This window comes from Epilithonimonas zeae (assembly GCF_900141765.1).
Classification (GTDB): domain Bacteria; phylum Bacteroidota; class Bacteroidia; order Flavobacteriales; family Weeksellaceae; genus Epilithonimonas; species Epilithonimonas zeae.
In genome coordinates this window covers 2,257,856-2,281,450 of the sequence record NZ_FSRK01000001.1, presented here as the reverse complement: position 1 = coordinate 2,281,450, position 23,595 = coordinate 2,257,856, and the positions used below count along the sequence as shown (strand labels likewise).

Sequence of the window (23,595 nt, the reverse complement as noted above, 5' to 3'; positions counted from 1 at the left end):
ATAAAATGAAAATTTTCAATAAAGAAAATCAACTCCTGATCCACTTCCAGATCTCCTTCAAAGTTGCCTTATTTCCGTACATCAAAATTCCCACTCTGTAGATTTTCGCGGCAATATAAACCATCAATAGAGTAGAAGCGATCAATAGAAAAATCGATAACAGAATCTCCCAAAGCGGCACACCAAACGGAATCCTGGCGATCATCGCAACAGGCGACGTAAACGGAATAATGGACAACCAAAACGCCATCGGTCCATCTGGATTATTCATAATCGTGAAACTTCCGTAAAGTCCTATCATCAAAGGAATAATGGCAAACATTGTGAACTGCTGAGTTTCTGTTTCATTGTCAACTGCACTTCCAATCGCTGCATACATCGAGCTATAAAAGATGTATCCAAACAAAAAGAAAAATACAAAAACGCTGATGATTCCGATATAATTCATATCCAAAAGAACGTGGGAAACTTCAGTAGCGATTTGTTGAAAATCAAAATTTTTCATCATTTCACCTTGTTCCGCGGGCATATTTTTTTGCATTGCAGAGAATCCAGTATTTAAGAAAAGAGCAGCAGTCACAGACATCGCAATCCAAACGATAAACTGGGTCAAAGCCACCAAAGTCACACCTAAGATTTTCCCCATCATTAGCTCAAATGGTTTCACAGATGAGATGATGATTTCCACAACACGGTTGTTTTTCTCCTCGAGCACGCTTCTCATTACTCTGACACCGTAAATAATGATGAACATAAAAACCACGTACATCAATCCAAAACTCAACGCCGTTCTGATTCCGAAAGCGAGGTCACTTTCTGGTCGGTCGCTTTCCGTTACATTTTGAGAAATGATTTTAAAATTTTTATCAAGATTGACGATTCTGTCTTCTGAGATTCCCAACATTTTGATTTTCTCTTTCTTCAGAATATTGCTTAGGTCAGAAGAAACAGCAACTTTGGTATCAACACCAATTTTTTTGTTGGTTAATAATTTTGTTCCACTTTCCAAAGCATCAAAATTCTTGTCTATCAGTTCCGGAATGATAAGAATTCCGTCTGAACCTTTCAGTTCTTTTAGATTTTTAACCAAAGTATTTTCGGTGTTGGTCGGAACAAAAGTGTAAGTAATGTCTTTTGTCGATTTCAATTGACCAGCAAAAATTCCGCTTTTATCAACCACTTCGAATTTGTATTCCGCTTCATTAGCTTTGAACATAAACCCAATCAAAGCACCAAATCCAACAATCATCAGCGGCGCCAAAAGCGTTAAAATAATAAAAGATTTTTTCTTTACCTGCGTCAGAAATTCTCTTTTGGTAATTAAATATATATTTTTCATTTATTGTAAAAAAAGTAAAATGTATTAAGTAGAATCATTTATCAATTATGATTGCACCGCATTAATGAAAACCTCGTTCATACTAGGAATCTTCTCATTGAAAGTTCGTATTGTTCCAGTTTTCAAAAGGTCTTGCAAAAGAATATTTTGATTCTCTGTATTTTTCAATTCAAAATTGAACAAACCGTTCGCAGTTCCAATGTTTTCGATTTGATATTTTCTTGTTAATTCCTCAAGGTTTTCAGAGTTCACATCCGACAAAACCACCGAAAAAACATTCTGTTTAAACTGTTCACGGACATCAAAAACTTTCCCGTCCAGAACTTTCTTAGAGTTATTAATCAACGCTACAAAATCACACATTTCCTCCACACTTTCCATTCGGTGCGTTGATAAGATGATTGTCGTTCCCTCATTTTTCAACCGGATGATTTGGTCTTTGATGAGATTCGCATTCACAGGGTCAAAACCGGAAAAAGGCTCATCCAGAATCAACAATTTCGGGCGGTGCAAAACCGTCACTACAAACTGGATTTTCTGCGCCATTCCTTTTGAAAGTTCACTCAGTTTTTTCTTCCACCATTGGTCGATGTTCAGTTGTTCAAACCAGAATTTCGCCTGCGAAAGTGCTTCCTGACGGGACATTCCTTTCAACTCACCAAAATACAGAAGCTGGTCGCCCACCGTCATATTCTTATAAAGTCCGCGTTCCTCCGGCATATAACCAATGTTTCGGATGTGTTCCGGATTCAGTTCCTGGCCGTCAATCCAAACCTTACCTTCATCTGCCTGCGTAATTTGGTTGATGATACGGATAAATGACGTTTTTCCGGCGCCGTTCGGTCCCAAAAGCCCGTAAACACTTGCAGTAGGAACTTCAATAGAAAAGTCCTGAAGTGCGATTTTCTTTCCGGCGTTGTATGTTTTTTTGATATTTTCTGCTTTCAGCATACAGATGTTTTTTATTTTTAGAAGCAACAAGATTTGTCCTTCGATTCAATATTCCGACCCGCTGTCCGCTATATCTTTTTTTGCAAAAAAGGATGTCGCTACCATCGGGGCTATGTTGAGGTTTTGTCTTTCTTTTCAACGATTTTTAAAGCCTCACAAAATTAGTTTAAAAAAGACAAAAATGTTACAGAATATGAAGTTCAAAATATGATATTAATTCTTTGATGAGCGTCAGCGTCTTTGCGAGCCTTAAAAATGTTTGCAATAAGTTCAAAAAATCTTTGTGGACTTTGCGTTCAAAATTCCCATAAACAACTATTTTATTTTAAATTTGCCAAAGCCAAAAGCCAAACCTATGACTCAAGAATTTTTGGGAAATTCCCAATTTCAGATATCCAATCAACTCGTCTCCTCAAGCTGTCCCTCTAATATTGCACTCATCAAATATTGGGGGAAGTACGAAAATCAGATTCCTGCCAATCCAAGTGTCAGCTATACTTTGAACCATTGCAGAACCAATACAACAATGGAGTTTTTTGCCGGAGAAGATTTTTCGGTGAAGACTTTTTTATCAGGAAATGAAGAAAAAAAATTCGCTGAGAAAATCGAAAAATATTTCAAAAATATCGAGCAATATCTACCTTGGATTCTAAAAGGAAAATACATCATCAAAACTGAAAATACGTTTCCGCACAGTTCAGGAATTGCAAGTTCAGCTTCAGGTTTCGGAGCGATTGCTAAATGTTTGATGAACCTAGATAATATTTTCTCAGGAAATTCAGACTCCGATTTTAAAACAAAAAAAGCAAGCTTTTTGGCAAGATTAGGAAGCGGAAGTGCTTGCAGAAGTCTTTATGAAGGTTTGGTGGTTTGGGGGAAAACTGAAGAAGTGGAAGGAAGTTCGGATTTATTCGCTGTTCAATATCCGGATGAGGAAATCCATCCGATTTTCAAAAACTTCAACGATTGGGTTTTGCTGATTCACGAAGGTCAGAAATCGGTTTCTTCAACGGTTGGTCACGGCTTGATGAACACCAATCCTTATGCAGAAAGACGTTTCCAAGAAGCACACGAGAATTTTACCAAACTGAAAACGATTCTTTCATCAGGTGATATGGAAGGTTTCATCAAATTGGCTGAACACGAAGCATTGACACTTCACGCAATGATGATGATGAGCGAACCTGCTTTTATCCTGATGCAGACTGGAACTTTGCAGGTCATTAATAAGATTTGGGATTTTAGAAGAATTACGGGCTTGTCTTTGTTTTTCACTTTAGACGCTGGAGCTAATGTTCATTTGCTTTTTCCAAATGATATTGACAACGACAGAATCACAGATTTCATCAAAACAGAACTGATTCCATTGACGCAAAAAGGTGGAGTAGTGAAAGATGTGATGAGATTTTAAAAAGCCGGAAGATGGAAGCTGGAGGTCGGAAGTGAAATTATAATGCAAAAGTTAACCCACATTTTTGTCATTCCGGAGGAATCTCAATATAGAAAAATATAACAGTTTAGATTCCTTCGGAATAACAATAATCTGGAAATATTTTATGATAAAAACACAAACAAATGATTGAATTTCCAGAAGGAGCTTACACGTTTTATGTTTATATTTTAACCAATAAAAGAAGAACAGTTCTTTACACGGGGGTTACAAACAATCTTCATATTAGATTGCATCAACATAAAACTAAAACAAATTCAAATAGCTTTACAGCAAAATATAATGTTGAGTTTTTAGTTTATTATGAAAAGTTTGGTTGGATTCAACACGCTATTGAACGAGAAAAAGAAATAAAGGATTTATCAAGAAATAAAAAATTAGAATTTATAAGAATTCAGAATCCTAATTTGGAATTTTTAAATCATTTGTTTTAACAACAATTTTAATTAACCACATTTTTGTCATTCCGGAGGAATCTAGACCGCTGAGATTCCTCCGGAATGACAAAAATGTGGATAATAACTATTCTTATTTATGAAAAGACTCACAATATTATTCCTATTAATCATTTCCTTTTTCGGAAATGCACAAACCGTAACAGAACCAAAAAATAATCCTGAAAAATGGTCTCAACCTTATGAGCCGTTCAGAATTGTCGGGAATTTGTATTATGTCGGGACTTACGATTTGGCCTCATATCTCATTGTTACAAATAAGGGAAATATCCTTATCAATACTGGTCTGGCAGATTCTGATCCTCAAATCAAAGCGAATATTGAGAAATTAGGATTCAAATATAAAAATATTAAAATTCTAACTTTGACTCAAGCGCATTTTGACCACATGGGCGCAATGGCTGATATCAAAAAAGAAACTGGCGCCAAACTTTATGTTGACGAAGCCGAATTAGCCGAACTCAAATCCGGCGGAAAATCTGACTACGAATTAGGGAAGTATGGAGTGACTTTCAAGCCATTGAACCCAGATTTTCTTTTGAAAAATAATGACAAAATCAAATTAGGAAATACGACTTTAACTTTGCTTCATCATCCTGGACACACAAAAGGTTCCTGCAGTTTTATCTTCGAAACCAAAGATAAAGACAGAACTTATAAAGTTTTAATTGCGAATATGCCTTCCATTATTATTGACCACAAATTCTCTGATGTTCAAGCTTATCCAAATATGCAAAAAGATTATGCCTATACTTTGGATGCGATGAAAAAATTGGATTTTGATGTTTGGGTCGCTTCGCACGCAAGCCAGTTCGATTTGCACGAGAAACGTAGATCTGGAGATGTTTACAATCCAAAATTGTTTATGGATAAGGAGAATTACTTCAAACAACTGAAAGAATTGGAAAATGATTATTTGGAGAAATTGAAAGAGGAATCAAAATAAAATACTTTATACTTAATACATTCTACTTTTTACAATTACACTATGCAAATCCACCACATCGCCATCATCTGTTCCAATTACGAAGTTTCAAAAAAATTTTATACAGAAGTTTTAGGTCTTAATATTATTCGTGAAGTTTATCGTGAAGAAAGACAGTCTTACAAACTGGATTTAGCAATCGGAGAACATTATGTGATTGAATTATTTTCTTTTCCAAATCCGCCAGCTCGACCTTCAAGACCAGAAAGTTGTGGCCTTCGTCATTTGGCTTTTTCAGTAGATAGTGTGGAAGAAAAACGAAATGAATTAGTAGAAAAAGGTTTGGATTGTGAAGAAATCAGAATCGATGAATTTACCGATAAACAATTCTTTTTTACAACTGACCCAGATAATTTACCTTTAGAGTTTTATGAGAATTAATGGGCATATCCTGTTAAAAAACTCACGGTCATAATTGCCAAAACAATTAGAGAAATTATAACATAAACATAGTCTTTTTCTTTAAGATAACCAATCAATGCAAAAATAATTCTAACCAATGGCGTTAAAATAAGAAACAAAATCCCAAGTTGAATGATAGCCATTCCTTCGCCTTTCATCAACGAATTCCAAAACTGACCCCAGACTTTTTCAGAGGAATCTCCCATTTCCAAAAGCCGGTATTTTCTTGGCATTACAAAACCTTCCGTAAAAAGCTTTACAAATCCCACCAAAGAAGTGACTACGGAAAGTAGAACACCCAATCTTAGGAGATTTCCCACGGAACGATTTAAATCAACGTCTGTAAATGGTTTTGTTCTCATTAATGGAAATTTTTATTGACACCGTTGTACATCATATAAATTGAAAGAATCGTGATTACGATTGCGAAAAATACTTTCAATTTCTTTGTTTTGGAAATCATCAAAGTTTTCGAACCTATGAAACTTCCAACCACCACACCTATCAAAACCGGCGCGGCAATAACAGGAATAATCTGCCCTCTTTGAAAATAAATCAACGCACCTGCAACAGCGGTCACGCCAATCATAAAATTACTTGTCGTAGTGGAAACTTTGAAAGGTAATTTCATCATATTATCCATTGCCAAAACCTTCAAAGCGCCAGAACCGATTCCTAAAAGTCCGGACATTGCGCCTGCAAAAACCATCATCAAAAATCCTGGAATTGTATTTCTGGAAGCGTAACGTTTGATGCCGTCTTTATCTGGAAATGTTCCGTAAAGCTTGAGTTTATCTGCCAAACTTCCTTTAATTAATTCTTCCTGGTGGTCAGGTTTTCCTTTAAGATTTAAAAGAACGGTAAGAATTAAGATACTCGCAAAAATAATCCCGATTGTATTCGGATTCAGAAATCCTGAAACCAAAGCTCCTGAAACTGCTCCAGTTGTGGTTGCAATTTCCAAGAACATTCCGATTCGCATATTGGTAAAACCTTCTTTCACAAAAGCTACTGCTGCACCCGAAGAAGTCCCAATGACCGAGATGAGAGAAGCGCCAATTGCATAATGCATCGGAACACCGAAACCAAGCGTAAGAAGAGGAATAATGATGACACCGCCACCCAGACCTGTAAGAGAACCCATCAATCCGGCAGCAATTGCTCCAATAAAGAGAATTATGATTTCTGACATCCCGCAAATATAAAACGTTTGCGACGAATTTTATTGTTAAATCACATAAATTTCAATGTTTTTGATTCCTATAAGTTATACCAAATTCGTAGGAAATGAACACTTTAAGATTCAATTTTATCTTGATTTTAAAAAGCAACAACCACAAAAAAACTCTACTTTTGTAGAAAATATTGACAGATGAAAATCAGATTTTTGTTATTGAGTATTCTTCCAATTTTTGGGTTTTCTCAGACTTCGGAAGAGGATTTGGTTAAGTCAACGGTTAATCAATTATTTAATGGAATGAAAACTTCTGATTCTGTATTGATTAGAAAATCGTTTTCTAAAAATGCTGTTTTGCAAACGATAACTAAGGCTGGAGAAGTTAAAAATGAAAATATTAATGATTTTGTATTAAGTATTTCTAAAGCTGAAAAGCAAAGTCTGGATGAGAGAATCATATTTTCAAATATCTTGATTGATGGAAATCTGGCTTCGGTTTGGACGCCCTATGAGTTTTATTACAAAGGTAACTTCTCGCATTGTGGCGTCAATTCTTTTCAATTGGTAAAGTTGAATAACGAATGGAAAATTCAATACATTATCGATACGAGAAGAAAGGATAATTGTAGGAAATAAATATCAATAGAAATGGGCTTTAGCCCATTTTTTTAATTTAAAAATCAATTGACTTTAGTCAAAAAATAATTTGCGAAATTTGCATTAAAATAAATCTAAAAGAAAGTAAAAAAAATGAAAATCGGAATTTTAGGGGGTGGACAATTGGGGCGAATGTTCATTCAAGAAGCATTGAAATATGATGATGAGTTTTATGTTCTTGACCCAAATCCAGAATGTTCTTGTGCCGGCATTTCTCATTTTACAAGAGGGAATTTCAATGATTATAATGATGTTCTTGAGTTTGGAAAAGACAAAGATGTTATAACGATTGAGATTGAACACGTGAATACGGATGCGCTGGAAGAACTGGAAAATCAAGGTGTAAGAGTCGTTCCGAGTTCTAAGATTATCAAAATCATTCAGCAGAAGATTTTGCAGAAACAATTTTATGAGGAGAATAGAATTCCGTCTCCAGAATTCGAAATTATGGATGGAAGTGAAGACGAAATCAAAATCCAAATTCCGTTTGTTCAGAAATTGAATACAGGAGGTTACGACGGAAAAGGCGTTCAGTTACTTCGTTCAAATGACGATTGGAGAAACCTTTGGACTCAGGAATCTGTTTTGGAAAATCTGGTTGATATCGACAAAGAATTATCTGTGATTGTTGCTAAAAATGAAAACGGAGAAATAAAAACATTTCCAGTAACAGAAATGGTTGCCGATCCAAAACTGAATCTCCTCGATTTTAATATTTGCCCGGCTGATATTTCTGAGGAAACTCAAAGACAGATTGATGTGATTGCTAATCAATTCATCCGAAGTGCAGATTCTGCAGGGCTTTTCGCCATCGAATTATTCCTCGATAAAATTGGAAAAGTTTGGGTGAATGAGACGGCGCCGAGACTTCATAATTCTGGACATCAATCACAGGAAGGAAACTCAAATTCTCAGTTTGAACAATTTTACAGAGTCGTGACAAACTCACCCTTAGCTGATACAGAAGCTTTCGGATTTTCAGGAATGCTGAATCTTGTTGGTGAAGAAAATTATTCTGGAAAAGTAAAATATGAAGGATTGGAAGAAGTTTTAAAATTACCAAAAACCTACGTTCACCTCTACGGAAAAACAGAAACAAAGCCTGGACGAAAAATGGGGCATATCAATGTTTTGGCAGATTCCAGAGAAGAATTGATGGCGAAATTGATTCACATCAAATCTTTAGTAAGAGTTATAGCATAAAAAAAGGTCAGAGATTTCTGACCTTTTTTTGTTTTAATTTACTTTGCTTTTGCTTTGTCCAAAGCGTTATTGTAAGCATCTTTTGCATCTTCGGTTGCTTTTTTTGTCGCTTCTTTGGCGTCTTTTGCAGCAGCTTTCATATCTTGCTTCGCATCTTGTGCTGCCACTTTTGTTTTGTCAACAGCATTATCAACGCCTTCTTTCACATCTTTAGCTGCGTTGCCTACGGCAGTCTTAGTATCGTTCCAAACTGTGTTAGCATCTGCTAAAGCTTTTCTGGCAGCAGTTTCAGCTTGTTTGTCTCCCTTTTTTATAGCGGCATCCAAATCTGCTTGGGCTTTATCTACTGCAGCTTTTGCATCAACCTCTGTAAGTGTTTTTGTTTCAGTTGTTACTACAGCAACCGTGTCATTATTCTGGTCGGTTACAATAGTTTGTTCTTGTTTTTTGCAGGATGTCGCAATCAATAAAATAGCTGAAGAAGCTATTAGAATTGTCTTTTTCATAGTGATTTATATTTTAGGTTTATCTAACATTATCAATTTAGTTGCCAGAATAAATCTAAGAATAAATTTTGTTATTTGTTTGCTCTTCTCAACATTCCGGGTTTATAATTAATGATAAAAACTCCGCTGATAATTAATGCTGTAGCGATAATGAATTTTTCCGAAATCGATTCTCCAAGAATTAACCAGCTCAAGAAAATACTGATAATCGTATTCACGTAAGACAGCATAGAAACCTGTGTTGGAAGTAATGTTTTTAAAAGATAATTATAAGCAAAGAAAGCTAACACAGAACCGAAAACTGCCAAATAAATAATCGCAGAAATACTTTTAACAGACCAAGTTTCAACTTCGATTTTATCTGAAAAAGAAAAGGCGAAAATCAACTGGATAATTCCTGCCCAAGCAAATTGGTAGAAGAGATTCAGGAAAAGATTGTTATTCTGAACGTGAAGTTTCTTGGTATAAATTGTTCCGGTTGCCCAGCCTAAAAGTGCCAGAATCATCACAATCAAACCATTTCTGTAATCTGGATTGGAAAGTTCACTCAATCCGTCCCAGAAAATAAAAATCACTCCCGAAAATCCCATTAACAAACCAACTAAAGTTCGGATAGTGAATTTTTCCATTCCGATAATCATACTTCCAATAAAGATAAAAACCGGCGAAAGTGCACTAATTAAGGAAGCTAAACTGCTCGTTAAGTTTTTCTCCGCAACGGTTGTTAAACCATTCGCACCAATTAAAAGTAAGGATGACAAAGTCAATTGAATTCTAAAATTCTTCCAGCCAATCCATTTCATATTTTTTGTAAAAATTAAAAATGGTAAAAGAATCAATGATGCTAAAAATTGACGAAATCCTGCAACAAACCAAGGTGGAACAGTTTCCACTCCGATTTTGATACCAAGGAAAGTTGTGCCCCAAACAATGGCAACAATTAGAATAGCGATAATGGTTTTGGAATTCAAATCTGGAAAATTAAGAAACAAAGATATTCCAAAAAACTCGATTTTATTGATAAATCTTTATCTTTGAGCATCTAATAGAAATTGAAATGGTCGGAATAATAATGGGCAGTCAAAGCGATTTGCCAATAATGCAGCAAGCTGCAGATTTTCTAAAATCTCTGGAAATTCCTTACGAATTAACAGTCGTTTCTGCGCACAGAACGCCGGAAAGAATGTTTGATTACGCGAAAACTGCTAAAGAAAGAGGTTTGAAGGTTATTGTTGCTGGAGCTGGAGGCGCGGCTCATCTTCCTGGAATGGTTGCCAGCTGTACGACTTTGCCTGTGATTGGCGTTCCGATTTTGTCCAGCAATTCTATTGACGGTTGGGATTCAGTTTTGTCAATTCTTCAGATGCCTTCTGGGATTCCTGTGGCAACGGTTGCTCTTAATGGTGCTTCAAATGCCGGAATTCTCGCAGCAAAAATTATAGGGACTTCCGATTCTGGAGTCTCTGAAAAACTGCAAAAATATCAGGATTCGCTGAAAGATAAAGTTCTTGGAACCGTGGATGATATTAAGAAATTACATCCGAATCAATTTGATAAATAAATGTACTTTCTAAATGAAAATATTGTTTAAAATTCTTTTTACGATTTTCATTTTTATTATGACAGACATTTTCGCAAGCCCGCAAATGCCTGATTATATTATTTATAAGAAAGATACAATTCCAACGTATAATTTAATTTTAGAACAATATCTTCAAAAACAAAATCCTGATGAAGAAAAATTATTTGGATTAAGTTTTAGAGGTTCTGAAAAACTCGGTGTCCCATTAAATTGTTGGAGAGGTTATCAAGCAATATATGAAGTTATTGATGATAAATTATATCTGACAAAAATTATTTCCTGTGGAGCATTGAAAGATAAAACTTCAATTAGTGCAGATGATTCTACAAAAAAAATTAAAAAAATATTTGGAGATAAGACTCGGGATAACCGAGTGTTGATAGATTGGTTTTCTGGTATTATTAATTTTCCTCAAAAAATCAAAAATAATAGACAACTTCGCTGGGACGGTGTTTTTTATAAAATATTTGAATATGAAACTGTGTTGGAATTTAGTAGCGGAAATTTAGTAAGACAAGAAGAAGTTCATAATTATCAAAAAGTACCGAAATCAATAAATAGAATTGATAAAGATAAAATTTCAGATGTTCTTTTTAAGAGATTAAAGAAAGAAAAATGGCAAAATGAAAATGATTGTTCAGAAAGATATCTTGTTACGATTGGTGGAAATGGTAAGGTTTCCCAAATTAGAATGACGTATTCTGAAAAAGAAATTGAGGAGTTTTTTGAGAAAGAAGAATATAGCTATTGTATTAAAAAATTCGAGAATGCTCTAAAAGATTTAAATTTTGACATTATTAAAGATAAAGGTAAACCAATGTCAGAGGATGTTTATATTGAAATATGGCAAAAAGAAAATGGAAAACTTGAAAATTGGACTCATTAAGAATATTTTAGTTTTCCATTTAGATTGTTTTCTATTTATCCAAAATCCCCCGAATCTTATTCGCATTCCTAATCAATTCCTCCAAGTAATCAAAATTCTCTTTCTCCAAAGCAGATTTGAATTTTCTAAGCTGTGAAATATGTTCATTAAGAACATCCAAAACGTTTTCTTTGTTCTGACGGAAAATGGGAACCCACATTTCAGGATGAGATTTTGCCAGACGAACGGTACTTGAAAAACCGGAACTTGCCAATTGGAAAATCGTATCCTCTTCTCGTTCCTTTTCCAAAACAGTATTGGCCAAAGCGTAAGAAGTAATGTGCGAAATATGCGAAATATAAGCCGTGTGAATATCGTGTACATCGGCATTCATATAAATCGGATGCATTTCCAAAGCCTCAATAACTTGTTCTACAATTTCCAAGGCATTTTCGTCAGATTCTTCTTTGTTGCAAATCACGGCAGCTTTTCCTGTAAAACTGTCTTTAGTTGCCGCATTTGGACCAGAATTTTCCGTTCCCCACATCGGGTGAAAAGCGACAAATCGTTTTCTGTTTAAATGATTTTTAATTGAATCTACAATGCCTGATTTTGTAGAACCAACGTCCATTACGACTTGATTTTCATTAATCAAATCCAAAACATCGGGTAATATTTTCTTCGCAGAATCCACCGGAATCGAAATGATAATTAATTCAGAATTTTTGATTCCTAATTCTAAATCTGCCTTTTCATCAATGATATTGAGCTCGAGAGCTTTGTTTAGATTTTCTTCGTTTTGGTCAATTCCATAAACAAATTCTGCGAAGTTTTTCTCTTTTAATTTCAATGCAATGGAACCTCCAATTAATCCGGTTCCAATAATTCCTATTTTCATCTGTAAATACTTATTTTTTTATTCTGTCAGATGGAACGCAAAGCGTTTCATTTATAATATTTTTCTATTAATAATTTAAAACAAAAAACCCCGTCATTAGGACGAGGTTTTGATATTTGTACATACGAATCCTAATCCTGTTTCAGGGTCAAAATTGCATAATAATATGTTCTGTTTATTTTTTTCACAAAACGAAGATAGAAATTAATTTTCTAAAATTCAAAAAAAATTATGGATTCGAAACAATTAAAGTGGATGGAATGTCTGATAACCAAAGACTTTTTGTATCAATCAGATTTTTCCAGCTTTTGCTGCTGATCAACATCAAATCCTGAGATTCTAGGAATTCTTTTTCGATTGTTTTTTCATTGTAAAGCGTAATGTGATTCGGCGCGATATGTTCGATATTTCTTATCAATTCACGGATTTCTGTATTCTTACGGATTTGTCCTGCTGCGTCCAAAATGATAACCTGAGAGTCGTTATTATTGATCAATCGTTTAGCATATTCAACCAGATAAAAATCGCTCAAATCAAAAATTGGGATAAAGATTCTGTCTGCACTTTCAAAGTTTTTGTCCACCATTATCCCAACAGGAATATTGGTTTTATCGATAATACTTAATGTGAAATCATCAAAAGGGGAGTTGTTGAAAATATATGATTTTCCAGTAACCGTATTGAGTAATTTACTTGGATTGATGATTTTGGTCGTGAAACCAAGCAATTTTCCAAGCAAAGTTCCTTCGTAAATGGATTTTCCTAACATTATCAAAAGCAAATCATAATTACCTTTGTTAGTAATATTAACTAAATCACTTTGTGTATCTGTGGAAGCTTTGAAAAGTGTCGTTACTTCCAGTTTTAAGGCCTGAGAAGTATCAATCACATCTTCAAATAGTTCTTTTTCATAATCTTCGATGTCAAAAGCGTGCAATTCATCAAGAGGAGCAATGTTCATTGCTGTTACGCTTTTATTACCGTTCATTTTATGGGTAAAATTATCAGCTAATTTCAACAATGTACTTCCGGATTCCGGCGTTTCAAATGATAAAAGAACTTTATATTTTTCATCATTATCATTGTCGTCTTCTTCCAGACTTGATTTTTTTCCTTTGAAGAAATAATTGATCATATCAAGACAAGGACCTGTCATAAAAGTTGTGAATAGCGCCATTATCACAAGCATCGCAAATAATTCAGGGCCTAAAACACCTAAGTCATAACCGATATTAAGAACAATCAGTTCAGTCAAACCTCTTGTATTCATCAAAGCACCGATGGTGAGACTGTCTTTCCAATTTAATCTTAGAAATTTAGCAGTCAATGCGCTTCCTACAAATTTACCGATAACCGCCGTCAAGATAATCAATCCACCGATTTTCCAGAGATGGGGGTCGTTCAATAATCCGATTTGTGTTCTAAGTCCTGTGAATACAAAGAATAATGGAAGTAACAAAACCAAAGCGACGTCTTCAACTTTCTCGATGAAAAGGTTTCTGAATTTCACATTTTCAGGCATTATCGCTCCAGCCATAAACGCTCCGAAAAGTGCATGAATCCCGATAACTTCTGTCAAATAAGATGAGATAATCAATATCAAAAAGAAAACGGCAACCAATGCTTTGTTGATGAATCCTTTTCCTTTTTGTGATTCGGCAATTCTTGTAAGGAAAGGTTTTACCAATCTTATCATCAAGAAAACGTAAACAATTGCCATTATAATGACAAAAATAGAACCCGAAAAAGAGCCTGCTTTTACAACTGCAATTACGGCTGCTAAGATGCACCAGGCCGTAATGTCATCGGCTGCAGCACAAGTAATTACAACGGTTCCAATTTTGGTTTTATGGAGATTCCTTTCCTGAACAATTCTTGCAAGAACTGGAAATGCTGTGATACTCATCGCAATCGCCATAAATAAGGCAAACGAACTGAATTGAATTCCGTCAGGCGCAAATTCTTTATAGATAAAGTAAGCCAGTCCAACACCCAAAGCAAAAGGAATGATAATACTTGCGTGGCTGATAACAACCGCATCGTGTGCTTTTTTTCTCAGAACGCTCAAATCCAGCTCCATCCCCACGATATACATGAAGAGAATCAAACCAATCTGACTTAGAAATTGTAAGTTAGGAAGCGATTCTTTTGGGAACATAAACGCTGAAAATTCTGGAAAATATAATCCTACAAGTGATGGTCCAAGGACAATACCTGCAATCATCTCGCCAATTACAGATGGTTGTTTCAGCTTAACACAAATCCATCCGAAAAACTTAGCAACAACAATTATGGTAACAATTTGTGCCAAAAGAAGTGCCAATGGATGATGAAGATTTTCTAAGAATGATGTAGCGAAAGTGTCCCACATCGTTCCGCCAGTTACTTTAGTCGGCGCAATACTTTCTCCAATTTCCAAAGTTTTTCCTTCTACAAAAAACCAATACATCAAACAAGAGAAAAACGCAATTGTAAGGACGTAAAAGATAATATTTCTGTACTTTTTCATAATCAAATTCATTTCACAAATCGGTAACTTGAATTGTACTGATTTCAGGATGTAAATTTGAGAAGTTTTGATGAATCAAAAGTTAATTCAATTCAGAAATGTAATGAAAGCAGTAAATTCTGCGCTGAAATTATCTTGACAATTTTTCAGAAATTTGATTTTTGAAAATATCGCTGACACCCAATTTTAAAGGAATTCCGTCTGATGAAACCATATCCAGAATAATTTCCGAAGAAGAAAAAACCTGAATATGCTGAATGTTAACCATTTCCTTTTTATTAATTTGAACAAACAATTTTTCAGGTAATAATTCAGATAAATTTTTGAAGCTCAGATTTTTAAGTGTGATTTCTGAATTGTTTTTCAGCATTAAGTCTTTGTCGCGGCTGTCTATGTCAGAAGTTTTGATGTAAACCACATCACTGACAAAAATTCGGGTTTTTCCGAGATTGGTATTCCACTCAAAAAACTGATTTTTTTTCTGCTCGCCGAGTAATTTTTCAGCCTTTTCAAAAGCTTGTTGAAGACGTTCTTTTTTGATAGGTTTCCGTACATAATCTACCACATCAAGGTCAAAAGCTTCTGCCGCATATTCTTTGTAAGCGGTTGTGAAAATGATTTTTTTGTTTTTGATTAATTCCGCGACTTGAAGTCCATTCATTCCAGGCATTTCGATATCAAGAATGCAGACATCACAGTCGATATCATTGATTTCTTGCAAAAATATTTTCGGATTGTTGAAAGCTTTCACAACTTCTATACCTTCAATCTGGTCGCAGAGAAGTTTCAGGTAGCTGATTGCCAATAATTCATCGTCCAGAATAACGCATTTTATCATAAAATTCTGAAAGATTAATGGTTAAATGGGCGACGTAATTTCCGTTGGTGATATTTTTGTTCAGCTTGTAATGGTCTTTGTAAATCAGTTTCAATCTTTGGTCAAATGATTTGCTTCCGAATCCGCTGTTTTCCTTTTTTAATGGTGTTTTTTCGGAGATTTTGTTGGAGACTTTCATCTCAAATTTCCCGTCATCTAAAATTAAATTCACGGCAATAAAAGAATCCTCAGCCAAAAAATCGGTGTGTTTAAAAGCATTTTCAATCAAATCAACAGAAATCAATGGGGCAAAAACTTTCTCCAGATATATAGAATCTTCTTTATTAATTTTCGTTTTAATTCTAAAATCGAACAAAGGATTGATTTTGATTTTATTGATTTCGATAAGGTTCATTGCAAAATCCAATTCCTCTTTTGGACTCACGAATTTGTTGCTGCTTTCATAAAGAATATAATCCAGAATACTCGCCAATTTATCCAACGAAATATAAGTCTGATAAGCGTGTGATTGAACCGAATTGAGAATGTTTTTGAAAAGATGCGGATTGAGTTTGGTCTCGATATGTTCTAAGCGTACATTGTCGAGTTTGCTTTCAATCGCTTTGTAATTGTCTTCTAAAATTTTATTTTTCGCTTTTGACGATTTGTATTTCCCATAAAGGAAGAAAGTTAAAACCAGCAAAAAAAAGATGACGAAAATCCCACCAAACAGAAAATAATCCGGAAGTAAGAGATTTTTGCCAGACATATTATTTCAGTTTTTTCAAGCTGGTAAATTCAGCATTTTCCTTGCATTTAGAATAATTAATTTCGAATCTCGGATTGTTTTTCGGATAAACCAAAACGTATTTTGGACAAGGTTTCTCTTGTGCTTTGCTTCGGTCAAAATCAATTTTTCCACCAGCGATGATGCTGTCTTTCAAGAATTGTTCTGAGATTTTGTTGAGCTCCATCTCCGTTTGGAAAGCTGGAGAATAGGTGAAATCTTTTGTCAACGTTTCAGCAATTACCCTGTCATTAGGGAAATAAGAGCAACTTGTACCTTTTTGATTGAGTATGAAAAATACGATTAACAAGCCTGGAACCAGACCGATAGCGTAGAATTTTAATTTTTTTAGCATTAATGAGATTTAGAAAATCAAAAGATTGATATCATGATAAGGAAGGTCGAACTTGTTGCAAATCAATTGTTTCGTATGTCTTCCTTTGTACATATAAAGAGATTGTTTGATTTCGTTTTTATGAATCAGCATATTTTCGAAACCGCCCTCTTCGTCATAACCTAACAGATAGCTTAGGAAGAAATTGCTCACAGCTTTCGTTGTCGTTCTCGGCATTCTTGAAGTCAAATTCGGTAAACCACAGTGGATAACGTCGTGTTTTACAATGAATGGTTTTTCTGTTGTTGTCAGCTCTGAGGTTTCAATCACCTTTCCATTATCGATTGTGATATCGATGATGACACTTCCTTTTTTCATTTTCATTACCATATCTTCGGTAACGATTGGAGGAAGATTCAACCTTGGTAAAGCTCCGATAACAACATCGGCTCTTCTAAGCGATTTTGTTAATTCTTTCGGGTCGATGACCGATGTTGGAACACGACTGTCCACCAAAGTATGAAGTCTTCGAAGCTTCGACAATGAATTATCAAAAACTTTGACACTCGCTCCAAGTCCTATAGCAGCTTTTGTCGCGAATTCTCCAACGATTCCCGCTCCAAGAATTACAACTTCCGTAGGACGAACACCAGTGATTCCGCCAAGCATCAATCCGTTGGACATTGCCAATAATTCTGAGGCGTAAAGGATGGAAACACTTCCAGCAATTTCACCAATTAATCTTACCAATGACAATTGTTTGTATTCATCCATTATGAATTCGAAAGCAATCGCATTGACTTTTTTGCAAGCTAATTTCAGGAAATAATCTTTGTCTCTAAGATTGATTTGTAAAGCCGAAATTAAATAAGTCATCGGTCTCAAGTAATCGATTTCCTCTTCGGTTGGTGGATTTATTTTTAGAACCAAGTCTTGAGAAAAAGCGACTTTGGGGTCGTTTGTAATCTCTGCACCAGCTTCGGAGTATAAAATATCAGAAAAGTGTGAGCCTTCTCCGGCGCCACTTTCTATAATGACTTTGTGTCCATTATTTACCAAAATCTGAACTGCATCCGGAATGATACACGTTCTTTTTTCGTTCAGACAAGTTTCTTTTGGAATACCAATGCTAAAGGTTTTTCCTTTTTTTACAACTTCTAGTTTTTCCTCTTTAGGAATCAGTTCTTCTTCTGTAAAAGGCGTAAATATGGTTGATGTACTGCTCATATAAAACGAATCATTGTTCAAAATCTAAAGCAAAGATAAAACAAATTACTATTATGTTTAATTAAACTCGATTTCTCTTCCGGATTCTGTATTGGTGATGGTCATTTCGTGAAAATCGTAACCTTCAAGCTCGTCCATATAGATTTCCGGCCATTCTATAATTGACAAAAATCCATTGTCAAGATATTCCTCAATCCCGAAATCATAAGCTTCTTCCACAGATTTTAATCGGTACAAATCAAAATGAAAAACTTTTCCTTTTGGTGTATCATACTCATTCACAATAGAGTAGGTTGGAGATGAGATTTCGTCTGAGCTTCCCAATTCCTGAAGCAAAAACTGAGAAAAAGTGGTTTTTCCTGCGCCCAGATTGCCTTTGAGAAGAAGAATATTATGTTGAAGATTTGGAATGATTTGATTGACAATGTCTTTCCATTCTTCAAGCTGATGAATTGTAAATTGCATCTTAAATTTTTTACAAAAATAAGGTTTCTGCAGATTTTATTTCAGAATAAAAATTAAAACTAATTATTACCTTTACATCGTGATTACGAAAGAGACGATTGATAAAATATTTTCTACCATCCGTGTAGAAGAGATCATTGGTGAATATGTTCAGTTGAAAAGGGCAGGCTCTAACTTCAAGGGTTTGAGTCCTTTTCACGAGGAAAAATCACCAAGTTTTGTAGTTTCTCCTAGTAAGCAGATCTGGAAAGACTTCTCGACAGGAAAAGGAGGAACAGCTATTTCTTTTTTAATGGAAATCGAGAATTTCACTTATCCCGAAGCACTTCGCCACGCGGCGAAAAAATATGGGATAGAGATAGAGGAAAATATCCGAGAATATTCTGAAGAAGAAAAACAATCACAAACCGAGCGTGATTTGCTTTATAAGATCCACGAGGTTGCCAATGATTTTTTCCAAGATCAGCTTTGGGAATCGGAAGAAGGCAAAATGATTGCTTATTCTTATTTTAAAGAAAGAGAACTTCGGGATGATATTATCAAAAAATTCCAATTAGGTTATTCTCCTGAAAAGAAAAATGCGTTTACAGAGTTCGCTCTTGGAAAAGCTTATTCCAAAGATATTCTTGAAAAATCAGGGTTGTCCATATTTCCGGAAAATACACCTTCAGGAATAGATAGATTCCGTGATAGAGTAGTGTTTCCGATTCACAGTTTTTCGGGAAGAGTTCTTGGTTTTGGTGCAAGAATTCTCAAGAATAATGTCAAAACTGCGAAATACCTCAACTCTCCGGAAACCGAAATTTACCATAAATCCAATGTTCTTTATGGTCTGAATCAAAGCAAACAATCCATTTCCAGAAAAAACCTTTGTCTTTTGGTGGAAGGTTATATGGATGTGGTTTCGCTTCATCAGTCAGGAATTGAAAATGTTGTGGCAAGTTCAGGAACGTCTTTGACAACGGAACAGATCAAATTAATAAAAAGATTAACTGAAAACGTAACGATTCTTTTCGATGGTGATAAAGCAGGAATCAAAGCGAGTTTCCGAAGCATCGATATGTTACTTTCCGAAGGAATGAACATTCGTGTTCTTCTCTTTCCAGATGGTGATGATCCCGATTCTTTTGCAAGAAAACATCCGCAGGAATATGTTGAGAATTTCATTGATAAAGAAGCCAAAGATTTCATCGATTTCAAAGCTGAGATTCTTCTGAAAGATGCAGGCAATGACCCCATCAGAAAAGCAGAATCAATCCGTGATATTGTAAAATCGGTTGCGTTTGTGCAAAATGCTTTGAAACGTGAAGTTTATTTGAAAGAAGTTTCGAATAAATTTGGATTGAGTGAGCAAAGTTTGTTTAATGAACTTCAGATTCAGACCAATGTCACACAACAGCAGGAATCAAAACCTAAGTTTGAAGAGAAAAAGGCTGCTCCAAAATTAGAAATTGTTCAGGAAAATACTTTTTCTGTCAATCCATTGTTGCTTCAGGAAGAAAAATTGGTTGATTTGATGTTGAAATATGGTGATTTCGTCTTAGACAGAAAAGATGCTGATGGAAACGCTTACAAAATTACAGTCATAGAAGAAATTCTGAATCATTTGGAAGAAGATGAATGCGAGATTCAGCTGGATATTCATAAAACAATTATTTCTGAAATCAAAGAAGGTATTCTTCAAAACGAAATAAGATCAGGTAATTTTTTCTTCAATATGATGGATGAGGAAATCTCTGGTAAACTAGCGAATGCACTTATAGAAAACTATCACACAAGCAACTGGAACAAGTTCAATATTTATTTCAGTTCAGAAGAGGAGGTTGTTCCGAAGCTTGTTTCGGATATTGTTTTAAGACATAAAAGAGAATATGTTGTTAAGTTAATCAACGACCTGAAGAATACAACAGATAATGAGCAAGATAATACGCATATTTATCAAAATATCATTCTCTTGACTCAACTCAAAAACAAATTAGACAGCGAATTATTTCGTATTTTGTGACAGAATGACTTACTTTAGCAAAGGAATAGAAATTGCAAACTCAATATAGATTTAAAAATAACCAAATATAATATGGACATTAAAAAAGAATTCAGAGATTTCTCGGTAAAACATATGGGAAACAATGGTCTTGTTACAGACCAATATATGGGAATGTTCAACCCAACCAATCTTACGCCTTACATTATGGAGGAAAGAAGAATGAACGTTGCACAGATGGACGTTTTTTCTAGATTGATGATGGACAGAATCATTTTCCTCGGAACAGGAATCGACGATCAGGTTGCGAATATCATCACTGCGCAGTTATTGTTCTTAGAGAGTTCAGACTCTGCGAAGGATATTCAGATTTACATCAATTCTCCTGGCGGAAGCGTTTACGCAGGATTGGGGATCTATGATACGATGCAAATCATCAAACCGGATGTAGCAACAATCTGTACCGGAATTGCGGCTTCTATGGGCGCAGTTCTTTTGGTAGCGGGCGAAAAAGGAAAACGTTCTGCTTTGAAGCATTCTCGAGTGATGATTCACCAGCCTTCTGGTGGTGCACAAGGTGTAGCTTCTGATATGGAGATCAACCTAAGAGAGATGTTGAAACTGAAAAAAGAATTGTATGACATTATTTCAGAACATTCTGGTCAAACTTACGAGTGGGTAGAAAAAGCGTCCGACAGAGATTACTGGATGACATCTAGCGAAGCCAAAGAATACGGAATGGTAGACGAAGTTCTCGAAAGAAAAAAATAGAACAACAACCTGATTCATTTGAGTCAGGTTTTTTTATTTTAAACTCTCAAACCCGGTTCTCTCCAATTTAATTATTTGGGCGCCTTTATCCGCCCTCCGTTCCCGCTTTTTTCTGTCATTGCGAACAAAGAGAAGCAATCTGTCGGCCTTTTGTACAATCGCAATAACAGAAAAAGAGCTCCACTCAGGTCGGGGCGCGCTTCGCAAAGTAGAAATATTGATCTTTGGATTTTAGTTTTGAAATAAGATCGAGGTGAATTAATTAGACTTATTATATAATACATTTGTATAATATACATTTTACAAAAATAATTTTGCAGAAAATCTCAATTTCACTACTTTTGACACGTTAAATAATAAAAAATGAAAAAATCTGTAATATTGTTGGCTTCTGCTATCTTAGTTGTGTCTTGTGATCTTCCTGCTGGTGGGAACAAAGGACGTTTGAAAAAAACGGATGAAGTGGTAAGATATGACGATCCTAATGCACCTCACGGAACTTATCATCCAACTGCAGATTCTACAAAAGCTGTTTCTCATGTTGTAGCAGATTCTGCAAAGACAGTGACATCAGAAGTTAAACCAGCTGCAACAGCCGAAGCTCCAGCTGAGCACCACTAAGAATTTTATAAAAATATTATAATAAAAAATGTCTTGCGTTTGCAGGACATTTTTTATTTTTACGAACCTTACTTTTTCATTTTTGACAAAGTTTAAAATCATTTATCAATCATCATTTATCATTAATAAATAAAATGAGTAATACACAAAATTACATTCAGGAGAACAAACAACGTTTTCTTGATGAATTATTTGATATCCTTAGAATTGCTTCTATCAGTGCAGATCCGGCTTACAAATCAGAGGTTCTGAAATGTGCTGATGAGGTAGCAAAACATCTTAAAGTTGCCGGAGCAGATAACGTAGAAATCCTTGAGACCAAAGGTTATCCAATCGTTTTCGGAGAGAAAATCATCGATGCTAATTTGCCAACAGTTTTGGTTTACGGACATTATGACGTTCAACCAGCTGATCCTTTAGAATTATGGACAAGCGATCCTTTCGAACCGTTTGTTAAAGCAACGGAACTTCATCCGGAAGGTGCGATTTTCGCAAGAGGTTCCGCAGATGACAAAGGGCAATTCTTTATGCACGTCAAAGCTTTCGAAGCAATGATAAAAACAGATTCTTTGCCTTGTAATGTCAAGTTTTTGATTGAAGGTGAAGAAGAAGTGGGTTCTGCAAGTTTGGCAGATTTCCTTGAAGAAAATAAGGAAAAACTGAGTTGTGATGTAATCTTGATTTCTGATACGCATATTTATTCTAATGAGCAGCCAACGGTTACGACAGGTTTGCGCGGATTGAGTTATGTTGAGGTTGAAGTAGAAGGCCCGAATCGTGATTTACATTCAGGACTTTATGGTGGTGCAGTCCCGAATCCAATTAATGTTCTTGCAAAAATGATTGGCGATTTAATTGATGACAAAGGTCACATTACAATCGACGGTTTTTATGACAATGTTCTAGTTGTTTCCGACGAAGACAGAAAGGAAATGAACAAATTAAAAGACGACCCAGAAGCTTATAAGAAATCAATCAACCTTAACGATATTCAGGGAGAAGAAGGTTACACAACTTTGGAAAGAGCTTCTATCAGACCAACTTTAGATGTTAACGGAATTTGGGGCGGTTACACTGGTGAAGGTGCAAAAACAGTAATTGCTTCCAAAGCTTTTGCTAAGATCTCAATGAGACTTGTTCCCAATCAAACACCGGAAGAAATCACTGAAAAATTCACAAAGTATTTTGAGAAAATCGCTCCAAAAAGTGTGAAAGTAAAAGTAACGCCACATCACGGCGGAATGCCTTATGTTTTGGAAAGCAACACCAAAGAATTTTTGGCTGCTAAAAAAGCAATGGAAAAAGCATTTGGTAAAGAAGTTTTGCCTTACAGAAGTGGTGGAAGTATTCCTATTACATCTTTGTTCGAGAAAGTGTTGGGCGCAAAATCTGTATTGATGGGATTTGGTTTGGATTCCGATGCTATCCATTCACCGAACGAACATTACGGATTGTATAATTATTACAAAGGAATAGAAAGCATACCTTATTTCTTTGAATTTTATGCTAAAGGTTAAAAAAATAAAGACAGTTTAGGCTGTCTTTTTTATTAATATTAATCGTTAATGAAGCCATATAGATAGATAGAGAATTAGTTATATTTTAGAAGA

Annotated in this window: 25 protein-coding genes; 12 read left to right on the top strand and 13 right to left on the bottom strand. The window is 35.2% G+C overall.

Annotation, left to right across the window (positions count from 1 at the left end):
• Nucleotides 1-28: 28 nt before the first annotated feature.
• Together BUR19_RS10475 and BUR19_RS10470 are read right to left on the bottom strand one after the other, a co-directional pair.
• A complete protein-coding gene (locus BUR19_RS10475; protein WP_074235273.1) occupies nt 29-1,339 on the bottom strand; it encodes an ABC transporter permease in 1,311 nt (436 codons plus the stop codon).
• Nucleotides 1,340-1,384: 45 nt separating this feature from the next.
• On the bottom strand, nt 1,385-2,290 hold the full coding sequence (locus BUR19_RS10470) for an ABC transporter ATP-binding protein (protein WP_074235272.1): 906 nt from the start codon (nt 2,288-2,290) through the stop codon (nt 1,385-1,387).
• 355 nt (nt 2,291-2,645) lie between these two features.
• On the opposite strand from BUR19_RS10470, the gene BUR19_RS10460 reads away from it, so the two are divergent.
• From BUR19_RS10460 to gloA2, 4 genes are all read left to right on the top strand, one after another.
• Nucleotides 2,646-3,701 (top strand): diphosphomevalonate/mevalonate 3,5-bisphosphate decarboxylase family protein, encoded by a 1,056-nt coding sequence (locus BUR19_RS10460; RefSeq protein ID WP_074235641.1) that lies wholly within the window; start codon nt 2,646-2,648, stop codon nt 3,699-3,701.
• 164 nt (nt 3,702-3,865) lie between these two features.
• A complete protein-coding gene (locus BUR19_RS10455; RefSeq protein ID WP_074235270.1) occupies nt 3,866-4,174 on the top strand; it encodes a GIY-YIG nuclease family protein in 309 nt (102 codons plus the stop codon).
• A gap of 100 nt (nt 4,175-4,274) precedes the next feature.
• Nucleotides 4,275-5,141: a subclass B3 metallo-beta-lactamase gene (gene bla / locus BUR19_RS10450; RefSeq protein ID WP_074235269.1), complete on the top strand. Its 867-nt coding sequence runs from the start codon at nt 4,275-4,277 to the stop codon at nt 5,139-5,141.
• Nucleotides 5,142-5,183: 42 nt separating this feature from the next.
• Nucleotides 5,184-5,561 (top strand): SMU1112c/YaeR family gloxylase I-like metalloprotein, encoded by a 378-nt coding sequence (gene gloA2 / locus BUR19_RS10445; protein WP_074235268.1) that lies wholly within the window; start codon nt 5,184-5,186, stop codon nt 5,559-5,561.
• On the opposite strand, the gene BUR19_RS10440 is transcribed toward gloA2, so the two are convergent.
• Both BUR19_RS10440 and BUR19_RS10435 read right to left on the bottom strand, forming a co-directional pair.
• Nucleotides 5,558-5,944 carry a DUF1634 domain-containing protein gene (locus tag BUR19_RS10440; RefSeq protein WP_074235267.1) on the bottom strand — a complete coding sequence of 129 codons (387 nt, stop codon included), beginning with the start codon at nt 5,942-5,944 and terminating at the stop codon, nt 5,558-5,560. The genes gloA2 and BUR19_RS10440 overlap by 4 nt on opposite strands.
• Nucleotides 5,944-6,774 (bottom strand): sulfite exporter TauE/SafE family protein, encoded by an 831-nt coding sequence (locus BUR19_RS10435; RefSeq protein WP_074235266.1) that lies wholly within the window; start codon nt 6,772-6,774, stop codon nt 5,944-5,946. Before BUR19_RS10435 ends, BUR19_RS10440 begins: the two co-directional genes overlap by 1 nt.
• Nucleotides 6,775-6,954: 180 nt before the next feature.
• Between BUR19_RS10435 and BUR19_RS10430 the strand changes: the two genes are divergently transcribed.
• Nucleotides 6,955-7,395 (top strand): nuclear transport factor 2 family protein, encoded by a 441-nt coding sequence (locus BUR19_RS10430; RefSeq protein WP_074235265.1) that lies wholly within the window; start codon nt 6,955-6,957, stop codon nt 7,393-7,395.
• Between the two features lie 114 nt (nt 7,396-7,509).
• Entirely contained in the window at nt 7,510-8,619 is a 1,110-nt protein-coding gene (locus BUR19_RS10425) for a 5-(carboxyamino)imidazole ribonucleotide synthase (protein WP_074235264.1), read from the top strand.
• 38 nt (nt 8,620-8,657) lie between these two features.
• Here BUR19_RS10425 and BUR19_RS10420 read toward each other — a convergent pair whose 3' ends face one another.
• Together BUR19_RS10420 and BUR19_RS10415 are read right to left on the bottom strand one after the other, a co-directional pair.
• Nucleotides 8,658-9,125 carry a hypothetical protein gene (locus tag BUR19_RS10420; RefSeq protein WP_074235263.1) on the bottom strand — a complete coding sequence of 156 codons (468 nt, stop codon included), beginning with the start codon at nt 9,123-9,125 and terminating at the stop codon, nt 8,658-8,660.
• Nucleotides 9,126-9,196: 71 nt separating this feature from the next.
• Nucleotides 9,197-10,096: a DMT family transporter gene (locus tag BUR19_RS10415; RefSeq protein ID WP_074235640.1), complete on the bottom strand. Its 900-nt coding sequence runs from the start codon at nt 10,094-10,096 to the stop codon at nt 9,197-9,199.
• A gap of 86 nt (nt 10,097-10,182) precedes the next feature.
• Between BUR19_RS10415 and purE the strand changes: the two genes are divergently transcribed.
• Complete coding sequence (gene purE / locus BUR19_RS10410; RefSeq protein WP_074235262.1) at nt 10,183-10,686, top strand: 5-(carboxyamino)imidazole ribonucleotide mutase; 504 nt, start codon at nt 10,183-10,185, stop codon at nt 10,684-10,686.
• A 58-nt stretch (nt 10,687-10,744) separates the two neighbouring features.
• Nucleotides 10,745-11,593: a hypothetical protein gene (locus BUR19_RS10405; RefSeq protein ID WP_139297312.1), complete on the top strand. Its 849-nt coding sequence runs from the start codon at nt 10,745-10,747 to the stop codon at nt 11,591-11,593.
• 31 nt (nt 11,594-11,624) lie between these two features.
• On the opposite strand, the gene BUR19_RS10400 is transcribed toward BUR19_RS10405, so the two are convergent.
• The 7 genes from BUR19_RS10400 to tsaE all read right to left on the bottom strand — a co-directional run bounded on the left by BUR19_RS10400 (nt 11,625) and on the right by tsaE (nt 18,609).
• A complete protein-coding gene (locus BUR19_RS10400) occupies nt 11,625-12,470 on the bottom strand; it encodes a prephenate dehydrogenase (RefSeq protein ID WP_074235260.1) in 846 nt (281 codons plus the stop codon).
• A 229-nt stretch (nt 12,471-12,699) separates the two neighbouring features.
• The gene (locus tag BUR19_RS10395; RefSeq protein WP_074235639.1) at nt 12,700-14,979 is read right to left on the bottom strand and encodes a cation:proton antiporter; all 2,280 of its coding nucleotides are present in this window, start codon (nt 14,977-14,979) and stop codon (nt 12,700-12,702) included.
• 130 nt (nt 14,980-15,109) lie between these two features.
• Entirely contained in the window at nt 15,110-15,817 is a 708-nt protein-coding gene (locus BUR19_RS10390) for a LytR/AlgR family response regulator transcription factor (protein WP_074235259.1), read from the bottom strand.
• Complete coding sequence (locus BUR19_RS10385) at nt 15,789-16,565, bottom strand: histidine kinase (RefSeq protein WP_074235258.1); 777 nt, start codon at nt 16,563-16,565, stop codon at nt 15,789-15,791. Before BUR19_RS10385 ends, BUR19_RS10390 begins: the two co-directional genes overlap by 29 nt.
• Nucleotide 16,566: 1 nt before the next feature.
• Entirely contained in the window at nt 16,567-16,938 is a 372-nt protein-coding gene (locus BUR19_RS10380) for a hypothetical protein (RefSeq protein WP_074235257.1), read from the bottom strand.
• A gap of 9 nt (nt 16,939-16,947) precedes the next feature.
• Nucleotides 16,948-18,144 carry an alanine dehydrogenase gene (locus BUR19_RS10375; protein WP_074235256.1) on the bottom strand — a complete coding sequence of 399 codons (1,197 nt, stop codon included), beginning with the start codon at nt 18,142-18,144 and terminating at the stop codon, nt 16,948-16,950.
• A gap of 57 nt (nt 18,145-18,201) precedes the next feature.
• The gene (gene tsaE, locus BUR19_RS10370) at nt 18,202-18,609 is read right to left on the bottom strand and encodes a tRNA (adenosine(37)-N6)-threonylcarbamoyltransferase complex ATPase subunit type 1 TsaE (RefSeq protein ID WP_074235255.1); all 408 of its coding nucleotides are present in this window, start codon (nt 18,607-18,609) and stop codon (nt 18,202-18,204) included.
• A 79-nt stretch (nt 18,610-18,688) separates the two neighbouring features.
• Here tsaE and dnaG point away from each other — a divergent pair, with 79 nt between their 5' ends.
• The 4 genes from dnaG to BUR19_RS10350 all read left to right on the top strand — a co-directional run bounded on the left by dnaG (nt 18,689) and on the right by BUR19_RS10350 (nt 23,502).
• Entirely contained in the window at nt 18,689-20,614 is a 1,926-nt protein-coding gene (gene dnaG / locus BUR19_RS10365) for a DNA primase (protein WP_074235254.1), read from the top strand.
• Between the two features lie 72 nt (nt 20,615-20,686).
• On the top strand, nt 20,687-21,364 hold the full coding sequence (clpP, locus tag BUR19_RS10360) for an ATP-dependent Clp endopeptidase proteolytic subunit ClpP (RefSeq protein ID WP_074235253.1): 678 nt from the start codon (nt 20,687-20,689) through the stop codon (nt 21,362-21,364).
• A gap of 363 nt (nt 21,365-21,727) precedes the next feature.
• Nucleotides 21,728-21,985, top strand: a complete 258-nt coding sequence (locus tag BUR19_RS10355; protein WP_074235252.1) for a hypothetical protein — start codon at nt 21,728-21,730, stop codon at nt 21,983-21,985.
• A 134-nt stretch (nt 21,986-22,119) separates the two neighbouring features.
• Entirely contained in the window at nt 22,120-23,502 is a 1,383-nt protein-coding gene (locus BUR19_RS10350; RefSeq protein ID WP_074235251.1) for a dipeptidase, read from the top strand.
• The last annotated feature ends 93 nt before the right edge of the window (nt 23,503-23,595 follow it).